This is a genomic window from Nocardia sp. NBC_01377, from assembly GCF_045040005.1.
Classification (GTDB): domain Bacteria; phylum Actinomycetota; class Actinomycetes; order Mycobacteriales; family Mycobacteriaceae; genus Nocardia; species Nocardia noduli.
Map to the genome: position 1 here is coordinate 4,905,747 of NZ_CP109566.1, position 14,133 is coordinate 4,919,879.

Consider the following 14,133-nt stretch of genomic DNA (forward strand, 5'->3'; position numbering starts at 1 on the left):
CGTTCATCGGCCACTGTCGAGGATTCCGCTGTCCTCGGCCTTCTCGATATTGCGTAGATGTTCGGAATAGCTCTGAGTGAACAATGTGGTGCCCTTCATGTCGATGGTCACGAAGTACAGCCACGGTCCCGGCTCGGGATTCTCCATGGCGCGCAGAGCGTTCAACGACGGTGCGGCGATCGGGGTGGCGGGCAGCCCGGCCATCGCGTAAGTGTTCCACGGCGTACGGGTGGCACGGTCGCTGTCGGTGGTGGCGACCTCGGTCTGATCCAACGCGTAGTTGACGGTGGAATCGAACTCCAGCTGCTGTCCCACCTCCAGCCGGTTCATGATGACCCGCGCCACCTTGGGCATATCCTGCGGCAGCGCCTCGCGTTCGACGAGCGACGCCGCGATCAGCGTCTCGTAGGGCGACAGTTTGGTGGTCGCGCCGGATTGCAGCAGGCCGGTCGACTCGTAACTCGTGGCGCTCGCGCTGACCAGCTGTTTCAGGATCTGTTGCGGCGACGCGCTCGGATCGAAGTCCCACGTGCCCGCCGCGATCAGGCCCTCGAGCTGCCTGGCGCGATCCGGGACCGCCTTCACCCTGGCCTGCGCCCAACTCGGCACGCCGAGCGCGCCCAGATCGGCATCGGCCCCCGCGGCGGCGAGTTGCTCGTAGGTGACACATTTCTTCGCGGTGGCGGTGCCGATACAGCTGGCGGCGGCGATCTTGGTGTAGATCCCCTCCTTGCGCGCCCCGGTGTTCACATCGTGCTGGTCGTGCAGCAGCCTGCCCTCCGACACGACGACATTGCCGACCCGCGAGTTCTTGCCCAGCAGCGCCGTCACGGCGTCCAGAGCGGGCACCTGACTGGGGAGGGCGTAGAAACCCGGCTGCACCGCGTTCATCCCCGAATTGCGCACCGCCGCTTCGTAGAACGCGCCGCTGCTCTTGACGACGTCCTTGTCGACCATCGACGAGGCGATTTCCTTGGCGGTATCGCCCGGATGGACCTGAACCACCACCAGCGGCCCGCCCGGTCCGGCGTAATCCTCCGGAATCGCCACCGACCTGGCGAATTTCATACTCGCGAAGCCGACCGCGCCGATGAGCACCACGATGAAGAATCCCGCGACCAACCACAGGGTCCTGCGGCGTTTCTTACGTTCCTCGGCCTTGCGCGCCGCCGCCCGCGAGCGCTTTCCCCGCTGGGAGCGCTTCGGCGGCGGACGCCGCCCCGAACGGCCGCGTTCCGGGGGTTCCTGCCTGCCGACCCGGGGGCCGCGCGCTCTCGGCGGCGGTGCCGGTTCGGGCTCCTCGTCCTCGAGGTCGTCGTACAACGGCGGATCGTCGTACAACGGCTCGTCGTCGGTGTACCGAGGGATGACGTTGGTGTCGTCCTCGTAGTCGTCCCAATCGTCGGGCTCGTCCTGGGAAGTGCCCTGCCCGGCCCAGGCTCGGTCGTCTCGCTGATAACGCCGCTCGGCCTCGCGCTGTTTATAGCGTTCCTCGGCCCGCGCCCACCGATCCGTCATGCATCGTCTCCGAACGACGCGTCACCCATCGACGCCTCTTCGACCGACTTCAACACCGCACTCCGTTCGTCCAACCATCCTTGCAGGATCGACACGGCCGCTGCCTGATCGATCACCTGCCGCTGGCCACGCGCGCGAACTCCACTGTCCCGCAATGCACGTGCAGCTGACACGGTAGTCAAACGTTCGTCGGAAAGCCTGATCGGCACGGGATCAATTTCCATTCGCAAACGTTCCGCGAACGCGATCGCGAGATCGGCCGCGGTTCCCTTCTCCCCGCGCAGGGTCCTCGGCAGGCCGACGACAACCTCCACCGCCTCGTATTCCCGCACAATGTGGGCAATTCTCTCGATATCCGCGGCGGGACCACCGGCTCGGGATTTTTTCGCCCGCGCCACGGTCTCGACCGGCGTGGCAAGAATACCGTCGGGATCACTCGACGCGACCCCGATTCGGACGCTGCCGACATCGATCGCGATACGTCTGCCCCGGCCCGGATCGGACGCCGAGTCGGGCCGGTCCGCGGCGCGCGACCGGCCCGACGGCTCGGAACTCTCCGAATCGCCCATCAACCGGCCAGTTCGGCCACCCGGGCACGGACCGCGGCCAAACCGGCCGCGATCCCCGAGGGATCCGAGCCCGCACCCTGTGCCATCTCCGGCTTGCCGCCGCCGCGACCCGCGATACTCGGTCCGAAACTCGCCACCAGATCGCCCGCCTTGAAGCCCAGTCCCTGCGCGCCCTTGTTCACCGTCACCACGAACGGCACCTTGCCGTCGGTGTTGCCGAGCAACACGACGACCGCCGGTTCGCTGCCGAATCGACCGCGGATATCGGTGGCCAGCGTCCGCAGATCGCCCGCCTGCACCCCTTCGGGGGCCGCGACGGCGACCAGCAACACCGCGCCGACACGCTCGGCTTGGTCGACGAAGGCTCCCGCCGAGGACAGCACGGCGGCCATCTTGGTCCGCTCGAGTTCCTTCTCCGCCACCTTCAGGCGCTCCACCAGCTGCTCGACGCGCGCGGGCACCTCGTCGGAAGGCACCTTGAGCGAGGACGCGACACCGGCGAGCAGCGCGCGTTCCTTGGCCAGGTACTTGTAGGAATCCAGACCGACGAACGCCTCGACACGCCGGATCCCCGACCCGACCGAGGATTCGCCGAGCACGGTGATGGGCCCGATCTGCGAGGAATGCCGCACGTGGGTGCCGCCGCACAATTCCATCGAGAAGGGGCCGCCGATCTCGACCACGCGAACCTCGTCGCCGTAGTTCTCGCCGAACAGCGCGAGCGCGCCCATCTGCTTGGCTTTGGGCAGATCGGTAACGAAGGTGTTGACCGGGAAATTCGAGCTGACGGCGTCGTTGGACACCGCTTCGATATCGGCCTTCTGCTGTTCGGAGAGCTGGCCCTGCCAGTTGAAGTCGAAGCGCAGGTAGCCGGGTTTGTTCAGCGAACCGGCCTGCACCGCGTTCGGGCCGAGCACCTGGCGCAGGGCGGCGTGCACCATGTGGGTGCCCGAATGGCCCTGGGTCGCGCCGCTGCGCCACGCCGGATCGGCCTGGGCGAGCACGACGTCACCCTCGGTGATCTGCCCCTGCTCCACCGTCGACTTGTGCACCCACAACTTCTTGGCGATCTTCTGCACGTCGTTGACGCGCAGCTTGATCCCGGCGGCGGTGATGGTGCCGCGATCCGCGATCTGACCGCCGGATTCGGCGTAGAGCGGGCTGCGATCGAGGATCACCTCGACGTCCTGCCCGACCGTGGCGACCGGAACCCGCACCCCGTCGGCGATGAGCGCGAGCACGTGGGCCTCGGAGGTCAGTTCGTCGAATCCGGTGAACTCGGTCGGGCCGCGGTCGACGAGATCCTTGTAGACGGTCAGGTCAGCGTGCGCGTGCTTGCGGGACCTGGCGTCTTCCTTGGCGCGCGTGCGCTGCTCGGCCATGAGCGAGCGGAAACCGTCCTCGTCCACGGCGAGTCCGGCCTCGGCGGCCATCTCCAGGGTGAGGTCGATCGGGAACCCGTAGGTGTCGTGCAGGGTGAAGGCTTCCGAACCCGGGATCGTCTTGCCACCCTTGGCCTTCACCGCGGACGCGGTGTTGTCGAACAGGGTGGAGCCGGTGTTCAGCGTCTTGAGGAACGCCGTCTCCTCACCCACCGCGACGGTCTCGATGCGCCGGAAATCGGTGGCCAGCTCCGGATACGACGGCGCCATCAGGTCGCTGACGACCTTCATGAAATCGGCCATCACCGGCTTCTCGGCTCCGAGCAGCCGGGCCGAACGCACGATGCGGCGCAGCAGACGGCGCAGCACGTAGCCGCGGCCGTCGTTGCCCGGGTTGACGCCGTCCGCGATCAACATCGCGGCGGTGCGCGCGTGGTCGGCGATGACGCGGAACCGCACGTCGTCCTCGTGCTGGACACCGTAGGAGCGCCCGGTCAGCTCCTCGGCCTTGTCGATGATCGGGCGGCAGAGATCGGTCTCGTAGACGTTCTCCACGCCCTGGAGCAGGAAGGCGACGCGCTCGACGCCCATGCCGGTGTCGATGTTCTGCTTCGGCAGCGGGCCGAGGATCTCGAAATCGTCCTTGCCGACACCCTGACCGCGCTCGTTCTGCATGAACACGAGGTTCCAGATCTCGAGGTAGCGATCCTCGTCGGCCTCGGGACCGCCCTCGACACCGAATTCCGGGCCGCGGTCGAAGTAGATCTCCGAACACGGACCGCACGGACCCGGGATGCCCATCGACCAGTAGTTGTCGGCCATGCCGCGGCGCTGGATGCGCTCGGACGGCACACCCATCTCCAGCCACATGCGTTCGGCCTCGTCGTCGTCGAGGTAGACGGTGACCCAGAGACGTTCGGCGTCGAAGCCGTAACCGCCGTCCTCGACGCTACCGGTCAGCAGCGACCAGGCCAGTGCAATGGCCTCGCGCTTGAAGTAGTCGCCGAAGGAGAAGTTGCCCGCCATCTGGAAGAAGGTGTTGTGACGGGTGGTGATGCCGACGTTCTCGATGTCGAGGGTGCGCACGCATTTCTGCACGCTGGTCGCGGTCGCGTACGGCGGGGTTTGCTGACCGAGGAAATACGGCACGAACTGCACCATGCCCGCGTTGACGAACAGCAGGTTGGGGTCGGCCAGGATCAAGGACGCGCTGGGCACCTCGGTGTGGCCGGCACGGACGAAATGGTCCAGGAATCGCCGTCGGATCTCGTGGGTCTGCACAGATATCCAGCCTACCGGTGCCGCGCACGTGGTTTTTCATCGCCCGCCGCTCACACCGGCCGCCCCCGGGCGGGATACGGGCGGCGCGACGACTAGCGGCCGCGAACGATGCGGCGCAACTTCTGCACGCGCGGGCCGATCTCACGCTCGTGCCCGTGGTCGGTCGGGGCGTAGTAATCCGCGCCGACCAACTCGTCGGGCGGATACTGCTGGGTCAGCACGCCGTCCGGATCGTCGTGCGGATATTTGTAGCCCTGCGCGTTGCCGAGCGCGGCGGCCCCGGAGTAGTGACCGTCACGCAGGTGGGCCGGAACCGAGCCCGCCCTGCCCGCCGCGATATCGGCCATGGCCGCACCGAGTGCGGCGGGCACCGCGCCCGATTTCGGGGCGGTGGCGAGATGGATCGTGGCGTGGGTCAGCGTGAGCTGCGCCTCCGGCATCCCGATCAGTTGCACGACCTGAGCCGCCGCGACGGCGGTCTGCAAGGCGGTGGGATCGGCCATGCCGATGTCCTCGCTGGCCGAGATCACCAGGCGACGGGCGACGAAACGCGGGTCCTCGCCCGCGCCGAGCATCCGCGCGAGGTAATGCAACGCCGCGTCGACGTCCGAACCGCGAATCGATTTGATGAACGCGCTCACCACGTCGTAGTGCTGGTCGCCCGCGCGGTCGTAACGCACGGCGGCCTTGTCGACGCTCGCCTCGACCAAGGTCACGTCGACGGTCCCGTCGAGCGAGGATTCGGCGGAGGCTTCCAGCGCGGTCAGTGCGCGGCGCGCGTCGCCACCCGCGATCCGGACGAGGTGATCGAGCGCGGGTTCGGTGACGGTGTAGGAGTCGCCGAAACCACGCGGATCGGTGATCGCGCGCCGCAACACCGACCGGATATCGGCGTCGGTCAGCGAATGCAGTTGCAGGACGAGCGAACGCGACAGCAGCGGCGACACCACCGAGAACGACGGATTCTCCGTGGTCGCGCCGACCAGCAGCACGATCCGGTTCTCCACCGCCGCCAACAGCGCGTCCTGCTGGGTCTTCGAGAACCGGTGCACCTCATCGATGAACAGCACGGTGGACTCGCCCGCCGTGAGCCGACGGCGGGCCAGATCGATGACCGCGCGCACTTCCTTGACCCCGGCCGACAATGCCGACAATGCCTCGAATCGACGGCCTGTGGCCTGCGAGATCAACGAGGCGAGGGTGGTCTTCCCGGTGCCGGGCGGACCGTATAGCAGCACCGAAGCCGCACCGGAACCTTCGATGAGCCGCCGCAGCGGCGAGCCGGGACCGAGCAGATGCTGTTGGCCGACGACCTCGTCGAGCGACGCCGGGCGCATACGCACCGCCAGCGGCGCCGCGCTGCCCGGTCCTCGGAAATCCACGCCCGCCCCGCCCGGCACATCCGACTCGGGACCCGGGTGCCCGGGCACGTCGAAGAGCCCGTCGCTCATACGCGCGCCTCGCCCCGGCGCGCAACCGACGCTCGGCGGCACCCGAATCGCTCGCTCATGCTTTCGACCGTACCGCCCGGGTACGACACCGGATCGAGTCGCCCGTGGCGACGTGGTCGACCGTCCTCGACCGGTCCGAACATGTGGCCGAGACGGGTCATTCGACTTGCCTCCCGCTCGCGGATCGACTGTGATCGGTACTCGTGGCCGAAAACGATGCCGTTTCAGACCCGTCTCTCCTCGGATCCCTCGCTCGACGCACCGTGCTGAAAGGCGGGGCGGCGGCAGCGACGGCGTTACTCGCGACCGGCCCGGCGCGGGCCGCCACCCCGGTCTTCGCCCACGGGGTCGCGTCGGGCGACCCGCTGCCGACCGGCGTGGTCATCTGGACCCGCATCACCGCCTCCCCCGACGCGACCCCGGGTTCCGGGACGGGCGCACCCGCGACGGTCGGCTGGGAAGTCGCGGAGGATGCCGCCTTCACCCGGCCGGTGGCATCCGGAAGTGCCACGGCTACTTCGGATTCCGATCACACCGTGAAGGTCGACGTCACCGGTCTCGCACCCGGCGGCGTCTACCATTACCGTTTCACCGCACTCGGTGAGTCCTCCCCCGTCGGCCGCACCCGCACCGCCCCCGCCACCGCCGATTCCCCGGAACGCCTTCGCTTCGGCGTGGTGTCGTGCTCGAACTGGGAGGCGGGCTACTTCGGCGCGTACCGCCACCTGGCCGCACGCGACGATCTCGATGCGATCGTGCACCTCGGCGACTACATCTACGAATACGGCCGCGGCGAATACGGCGGCCGCACCGGAGCCGTCCGACCGCACGAGCCGGCCGTGGAGATCGTGACGCTGGCCGATTACCGCATCAGGCACGCCCAGTACAAGACCGACCCCGACCTCGCCGTCCTGCACACGCGGCTGCCGTTCATCTGCACCTGGGACGATCACGAATCCGCCGACAATTCGTGGTCGGGCGGCTCGAGCACACACGACCCGGCGGTGAGCGGCGACTGGCGCGACCGTCGTGCCGCGTCGGCGCGCGCCTACCTCGAATGGATGCCGGTGCGCGCCAATGGCTCCGGTGACCAGGCCAAGATCTACCGCCGCCTGCGGTTCGGCACGCTCGCCGAACTGTCGATGCTGGATCTGCGCAGCTACCGTGATCGCGAGGCCGAGGCGGTGACCGGCTGGCGCGATATCGACGATCCGGCGCGCACCATCACCGGCAAGGCGCAAATGGAGTGGCTCACAGCCGGTTTGGCCTCGGCCCCGGTGCAGTGGAAACTGATCGGCAATTCGGTGATGATCGCGCCGCTGGTCTTCCCTCCACTCGAACCGGCCACCACCGAAGCCTTCACCCGGGTGATGGGATTACCGCAGGCGGGCATCCCAGCGAATGCCGACCAGTGGGACGGATACACCGCCGATCGCCGAACCCTGTTCCGCACCCTGCACGACCAGCGGATCAGTGACGTGGTGTTCCTGACCGGCGATATCCATTCCTCCTGGGCCGCCGATCTGCCGATCGACGCCGCGAACTATCCGGGCGGGCCCACCGTAGGCGCGGAATTCGTGGTCCCCTCGGTCACTTCGTCCAGTATCGGCGAATTGATCGGCGCGCCACCGCGCACCGCCGCCGTGCCCATCGAGGCGGCGGTGACGGGCGCGAACCACCACCTGCGCTATGTCGAACTGGAATCGCACGGCTACGGCGTCCTCGATGTCACCACCGAACGCGCCCAGATGGACTGGTTCTACCTGGCCGATGTGGAGAATCCCGATTCCGCTGTGCGGCACGGCGCTTCGTTCGCCGTACCGTCGGGCGGGCGCGTCACGCCGCGCTCGGCTCCGGTCCACTGACGAGCGGCGGACGGGAATAAGTCCGGGCCGCCGCTGTTGGTCCGGGTATGACGAGTGCCGACTTACTGACCGATGCCTTCGGCCGGATCCTGGAGAACGTGCACGGAGCCGTCGAAGGTCTCACACAGCACGAACTGGACGCCGCGATCGAGCCGGGCGCGAATTCCATCGCCTGGCTGGTCTGGCATCTGACCAGGGTCCAGGACGATCACGTCGCCGAGGTGGCGGGCCTGGAGCAGGTGTGGACGGCGGCGGGCTGGGCCGAGCGCTTCGGCCTCCCGTTCCCCGAGGCCGACACCGGGCACGGACACGGACAGACCGAGATCGCTCGGGTCACGGCGACCCCAGAGCTACTTCTCGGCTACTTCGATGCGGTGCACGAGCAATCCGTGAAATACGTCGCCGGTTTGACCGACGCCGACCTCCCGCGCGTGGTCGATATCCGGTGGGATCCGCCGGTCACCCTCGGCGTGCGACTGATCAGCGTCATCGATGACGATATCCAGCATTCGGGCCAGGCCGCGTTCATCCGCGGCGTACTCCTGCGCCGCCGCTGATCGCGACCGTCGACCCGTTGATCGTGAGCGCCGCGGTCGGCGGTACGCCGGGTGTCGGTAGCCGCCGATCGGCTCCTACTCGGCCCAGCGCTCCTCGAGCCGGGCCGACACATCCTCCGCGAAATCGCCGACGATATCGTCGCCGATGCACCGAGCATCCTCGGCGAGGGCGGCCCAGCGATTGATCAGCGCGTCCGAACGTGGCACCGACAGGCCGTGCTCGCGGGCGGCGGCGATGCGCGCGTGATCGGCGGGCAGGAACCAGTAGGTGCTGAGCCAGACCCAGATCAGCCGGGCCTCGAGGATGCGCTCGGCGAGGACGTCGTCGTCGGCGAGCGCGGGCCACACCCCGACGATCTCGGAGCGCCAGGCCTCGATCATCTGCCCGCCGCGTTCACGTGACAGCTCGAAATCGCACAGGCAGCCGGGGAAGGACACCAGCGCGTACGCGATATCCAGGGTGGCGTCGCGGAATCCGCCCCATTCGTAGTCGAGGAACCGCGCGCCCTCCTCGTTGAGGATCACATTGTCGGGGCACAGATCCGAGGGGCTGAATGCACGGAACCGGCCCGCGGAGAACAGCCGGTTACCGCGCACGATGCGCTCGGCGATCTCACCCGGCACCTCGACGCCGATTTCGCGCTGAAGCAGTCCCGGCACTTCGGCGATGGCGGATTCGGCCTGCTGGGCGATGCCGTCCACCCGGTGCACGACCTCGACCCGGCGCAGCAGCGCGACGAAATCGGCCTCACGTCCCACCGTCGCCGCGTGCATGCGGCCCATGGCCTGTGCGAAGGCCATCAGCGCGTTACGGGTCGCCGGTTCGGCTCCGGTGCGCAGGGCCTGGGTCAGCAGCGAGTTCTCGCCGAGGTCGCTCAGGATGAGCAGCCGGTCCGGCAGACTGTGCGCGATCAGGTAGGCACCCGGCCGCTGGTCACGGCCGAGGGCGGTGGTGAACTGATAGGAGGCGGTTTCGCGGAGGAATGCCGAATCGACGCTGGCCACACCGGGCGCCAGCCCACCGGTCCTGCGATCGCGTGCGGCACCGCGGACCTGCTTGATGATCAGGGTCCGAGGCAACGAGTAGGCATTCTCCGACACACGCACGCGTAGGACTGTCGTCCTACCACTTCCGCTGAGTTCCATCGGATCGCTCAGCTTGACCGCAGCACCCATTCGCTTTGTGAGCAACTGTTGTGCTGCGGACACGACTTCGGCGGCGCGTTCGGCCAATAGTGCGGTCATCGACTCCCAAGCTACTCGCATCAGGTCACTTCTAGCGACCTGTTACACAACCTTTCCGCGTCGCTCGGCGTGTCCGGCCTCCAGCTCGCGGAACCCACGGCGCTTGCTTGACACTATTGCGGCGGTCGGGTTTTCTCATCGTCAACTGCTGTGCGCCACATGGCAAACCAGGTGCCTCGAAAGGTCTGACACTGTGACCGACACTCCGTCTCACGCACCGCGCGATCCGGCACGCGAAGCACCCCCGCAGGGCGGCGGCGGCCAGTACGCGGCCGGCCAGGGACAGCCCGAAGCCGCGCAGCCACATCCCGCGGAGCCGGGCACACCCCACGCCCGTCACGAAATGGCAGGTGGCGCAGGATACCCGCAGTTCGACGGGCCGGGCGCGGCCCAGTACGGCAACGAGCCGGTCGAACCGCCGCCCCCGATCGCCTACTCGCCGCAGCCGACCTACGGGCCGCGGGGAACGGGTCCCGGCACTCTCTCCCCGGACGATTCCGGGGTGGATTCCGGCCACCAGCACACCTATGGGTACCAAACCGTAGGCCAGCCGGTCGACCTCGATGTCGGGAACGCGATCAGCTACGGGCTGGAAAAGTTCCGAGCGAATCCCGCGCCATGGCTCGGAATTACAGCCATGGGTATTGTCATCTATTTGGTTTTCTGGTTGCTCGTCCGGATTTTCGCCCCGAACTCCTTCCTTCCGGTCGTGTTGCTGTTCCTCGCCGTGATGGCGGCGGTCTGGCTGTTGCAAGCGGCCATGGTGCGCGGCGCGCTGTACGAAACCGACGGCAACAAACCGGCTTTCGGGTCGTACTTCCGCTTCGTGAACGCGGGCAATGTCCTGCTGACCGCGATGCTGGCGTTCCTCGGCACCTGGATCGGCTTGGCGTTCTGCGTGATTCCGGGCCTGATCGTCGGATATCTGTGCATGTTCGCCCTGCACTTCGTGGTCGATCAGGATCAGGGACCGTTCAGCGCGATCAAATCCAGTGCCGTGCTGGTGGTGAGCAACCTCGGGCAGACATTGCTGCTCGCCCTCGCGGTCGCGGTGATCACCCTCGTCGGCACGCTGCTGTGCGGCCTCGGACTGCTGGTCGCGGGCCCGGTGTCGGTCATCGCGGTCACCTTCGCCTATCGCGGCCTCACCGGCGGAGTCGTCGCACCCTGATCATTTCTCGACCCAGTTCACCTTCTCGACCTTCGAGGTCATCCCGAGCCATTTCTTGCACCGTTCCACAGGCCCCACGTCGCTTCCCGCGCGGGGCCGCAATTCGAGCACGATCACCCCTGCCACGACAATGCCGGACAGGTTCACCGCGAGCTGTCCGGCCGACATCATGGCGATATTCCATTTGCCCACGGTGGCGGCCACCACCGCGAATCCGGCCGCGGGCACGGTGGTCACCGAGATGAAGACGCCGATCAACGCCGCCGATTTGGACGTGACCAGCGACAGCATGCCCGCCGCTCCGGCCAGGAGGGCCACGATCAGCGAGAACGGCCCGACCTCGTAGATGAAGTCGACATTGTTCGTGTGCTCCACGCCCGTCAGGGTGATCCAGCCGAACTGTTCCCATATCGCGGTGGCGGCCAGGGTGACCACCATCGCGACCGGGAACGCGACCAGCAGTGCCACCGCCGACCGACGGACCAGCGCCCAGTCCCGCCGCACCACGCCCACCGAAAAGGCCGCGAGCGGACCGAATTCCGGGCCGACCACCATGGCGCCGACGATGGTCACCGGCGAGTCGGTCGCCACACCGACCGCGGCGAGCAGGCACGCGATGGTCAGGAACGCCACGAAAGTGGAATTGAGAGAGGACTCCTCGTGGGTCTGGGCGAGCAGTTCCTCCCAGACCACCGCGTCGGTCGGATCGCCCGGCGCCTCGTCGACCGCGCGTTCGCCCGCGTCGGAGAGCACCGTCTCGACCGGCACGAGGGTGAGACCGCCGGTGTGGTCGATGTCCAGCCGCTTGAGCTGTTCGATCACATCGTTGGCGGCCTCGCGGGCGATATCGGCCTGGATCAGATCGCCCTCGGGCTCGATCGCCACCCCACGCGCACAGGTGATGTGGGTGACACCGGGCTCGTCGGTCAGCACTCGCAGCACCGGATCGGTCGTCTCGGGAGGACTGATCATGCGCAGATGGAGCACGGGTATCCCCTCGCCGTCAGCGTCCTCCACGCGGAGGACGTCGAAATCGAGACGAAGCTACCGCACTCCCGGTGCGACCGCGCAACGAACCGACATACGGTAAAAGGTCATGCGTTCCACAGCGCCGCGTCCCGCCGAACCGTGTGCGCAGCCGGATCTCGAACGAGCGACGGTCACAGCGATCCCGGGTACCGGGACCGCTGTGACCGCGGCCGTTCGTTCACTGCGGTGCGGTGGCCTCGGCCTGCGGCTTCGCGGGCTGCTGCCCCTTCGTCTGCTCCGGTTTCGCGTCCAGGCCCGCTTCCCTGCGCTGCTGCGCGGTGATCGGGGCGGGCGCGTCGGTCAGCGGGTCCACGCCGTTACCGGTCTTCGGGAACGCGATGACCTCGCGGATGGAATCGAGACCGCCGAGCAGTGCGACGATCCGGTCCCAGCCGAAGGCGATACCGCCATGCGGCGGCGCGCCGAAGGCGAAGGCGTCCAACAGGAAGCCGAATTTCTCCTGCGCCTCGTCGTGGCTGATCCCCATCACCTCGAAAACGCGTTCCTGGATGTCGCGGCGATGGATACGAATGGAACCGCCGCCGATCTCGTTGCCGTTGCAGACGATGTCGTAGGCGTAGGCCAGCGCGGACCCGGGATCGGTGTCGAAGGTCTCGAGCGATTCCGGCTTGGGCGAGGTGAACGCGTGGTGCACGGCCGTCCACGCCGAATGACCGAGCGCGACATCGCCGCTCGCGGTCGCCTCGGCGGCGGGTTCGAACATCGGCGCGTCCACGATCCACACGAACGACCAGGCGCTCTCGTCGATCAGGCCGACCTTGCGGGCGATCTCGCCGCGCGCCGCGCCCAGCAGGGCCCGGCTGGACTTGACCTCGCCCGCGGCGAAGAAGACGCAGTCGCCCGGCTCCGCGCCGACCTGTTTGGCCAGGCCGTCGCGTTCGGCGTCGGTGATGTTCTTGGCGACCGGACCGCCCAGGGTGCCGTCCTCGTTGACCAGAACGTAGGCGAGGCCCTTCGATCCGCGCTGTTTGGCCCATTCCTGCCAGGCGTCGAGCTGACGCCGCGGCTGGCTCGCGCCACCCGGCATGACGACGGCGCCGACATACGGCGACTGGAACACCCGGAACGGCGTCTCGCGGAAGTACTCGGTGAGTTCGGTGATCTCGACGCCGAAACGCAGATCCGGTTTGTCGGAACCGAAGCGGCGCATCGCTTCCGCGTAGGTCATATGCGTGATCGGGGTCGGGATGTCGTGGCCGATCAGCTTCCACAGCGCGACCAGGATGTCCTCGGCCAGCAGGATCACGTCCTCCTGGCGCACGAAACTCATCTCGATGTCGAGCTGGGTGAACTCCGGCTGACGGTCGGCGCGGAAATCCTCGTCGCGGTAGCAGCGCGCGATCTGGAAGTAGCGTTCGATACCGCCGACCATCAGCAGTTGTTTGAACAGCTGCGGGCTCTGCGGCAGCGCGTAGAAACTGCCGGGCTGCAACCGCGCGGGAACCAGGAAGTCGCGGGCGCCCTCGGGGGTGGACCTGGTCAGCGTCGGCGTCTCGACCTCGATGAAGGCGTGCTCGGCGAGCACGTCGCGGGCCGCGGCGTTCGCCTTGGATCGCAACCGGATCGCCTGGGCGGGACCCTCGCGGCGCAGATCGAGGTAGCGGTGCTTGAGCCGGGCTTCCTCGCCGGGCTGTTCGTCCAGCTGGAACGGCAGCGGCGCGCTCTCGTTCAACACCTCGAGCGAGGTGACGTTGACCTCGATGTCGCCGGTCGGCAGATCGGGGTTCTCGTTGCCGTCGGGGCGCTGCTCCACGATCCCGGTGACCAGCACGCAGAATTCGGCGCGCAGTTTGTGCGCCTGTTCGGCGGGCTCGCCCTCACGGAATACCGCCTGCGCCACGCCGGACGCGTCACGCAGGTCGATGAAGATCACGCCACCGTGGTCACGACGCCGGGCCACCCAGCCGGTGAGGGTGACGGTCTGGCCGGCGTGTTCGCTTCGCAGCGAACCGGCCAAGTGGGTGCGCAGCACGGGATTCCTTTCGACGATTCCGGCACCGGTTGGGCCACCCGGTGCGGTTGCCATCGTAGCGACGACGCAGGC

At 67.7% G+C, this 14,133-nt stretch carries 10 protein-coding genes; 3 read left to right on the plus strand and 7 right to left on the minus strand.

The genetic code is table 11. The annotated features are described in order from the left end of the window. Positions 1–3: 3 nt before the first annotated feature. The 4 genes from mltG to OG225_RS22525 form a co-directional block, all read right to left on the minus strand. A complete protein-coding gene (gene mltG / locus OG225_RS22510) occupies positions 4–1,518 on the minus strand; it encodes an endolytic transglycosylase MltG (protein ID WP_405177134.1) in 1,515 nt (504 codons plus the stop codon). Continuing rightward, positions 1,515–2,087 (minus strand): Holliday junction resolvase RuvX, encoded by a 573-nt coding sequence (gene ruvX / locus OG225_RS22515; RefSeq protein ID WP_109526854.1) that lies wholly within the window; start codon positions 2,085–2,087, stop codon positions 1,515–1,517. Before ruvX ends, mltG begins: the two co-directional genes overlap by 4 nt. Beyond that, positions 2,087–4,750, minus strand: coding sequence for an alanine--tRNA ligase (alaS, locus tag OG225_RS22520; protein ID WP_405177135.1), 2,664 nt, complete (start codon positions 4,748–4,750; stop codon positions 2,087–2,089). The genes ruvX and alaS overlap by 1 nt, the downstream gene beginning before the upstream one ends. A 92-nt stretch (positions 4,751–4,842) precedes the next feature. Then, positions 4,843–6,201, minus strand: coding sequence for a replication-associated recombination protein A (locus tag OG225_RS22525; RefSeq protein WP_405177136.1), 1,359 nt, complete (start codon positions 6,199–6,201; stop codon positions 4,843–4,845). 203 nt (positions 6,202–6,404) lie between these two features. Between OG225_RS22525 and OG225_RS22530 the strand changes: the two genes are divergently transcribed. Together OG225_RS22530 and OG225_RS22535 are read left to right on the plus strand one after the other, a co-directional pair. Beyond that, positions 6,405–8,066 (plus strand): alkaline phosphatase D family protein, encoded by a 1,662-nt coding sequence (locus OG225_RS22530; RefSeq protein ID WP_405177137.1) that lies wholly within the window; start codon positions 6,405–6,407, stop codon positions 8,064–8,066. 47 nt (positions 8,067–8,113) lie between these two features. Beyond that, positions 8,114–8,623 (plus strand): DUF664 domain-containing protein, encoded by a 510-nt coding sequence (locus OG225_RS22535; protein ID WP_405177138.1) that lies wholly within the window; start codon positions 8,114–8,116, stop codon positions 8,621–8,623. A 75-nt stretch (positions 8,624–8,698) separates the two neighbouring features. On the opposite strand, the gene OG225_RS22540 is transcribed toward OG225_RS22535, so the two are convergent. Beyond that, the gene (locus OG225_RS22540; RefSeq protein WP_405177139.1) at positions 8,699–9,868 is read right to left on the minus strand and encodes a phosphotransferase family protein; all 1,170 of its coding nucleotides are present in this window, start codon (positions 9,866–9,868) and stop codon (positions 8,699–8,701) included. Between the two features lie 193 nt (positions 9,869–10,061). Here OG225_RS22540 and OG225_RS22545 point away from each other — a divergent pair, with 193 nt between their 5' ends. Further along, positions 10,062–11,039 (plus strand): hypothetical protein, encoded by a 978-nt coding sequence (locus tag OG225_RS22545; protein WP_405177140.1) that lies wholly within the window; start codon positions 10,062–10,064, stop codon positions 11,037–11,039. Here OG225_RS22545 and OG225_RS22550 read toward each other — a convergent pair whose 3' ends face one another. Together OG225_RS22550 and aspS are read right to left on the minus strand one after the other, a co-directional pair. Continuing rightward, positions 11,040–12,026 carry a DUF389 domain-containing protein gene (locus tag OG225_RS22550; protein ID WP_405177141.1) on the minus strand — a complete coding sequence of 329 codons (987 nt, stop codon included), beginning with the start codon at positions 12,024–12,026 and terminating at the stop codon, positions 11,040–11,042. It lies immediately after the preceding gene. A 220-nt stretch (positions 12,027–12,246) separates the two neighbouring features. Continuing rightward, positions 12,247–14,061, minus strand: a complete 1,815-nt coding sequence (aspS, locus tag OG225_RS22555) for an aspartate--tRNA ligase (protein ID WP_405177142.1) — start codon at positions 14,059–14,061, stop codon at positions 12,247–12,249. Positions 14,062–14,133 lie beyond the last annotated feature (72 nt).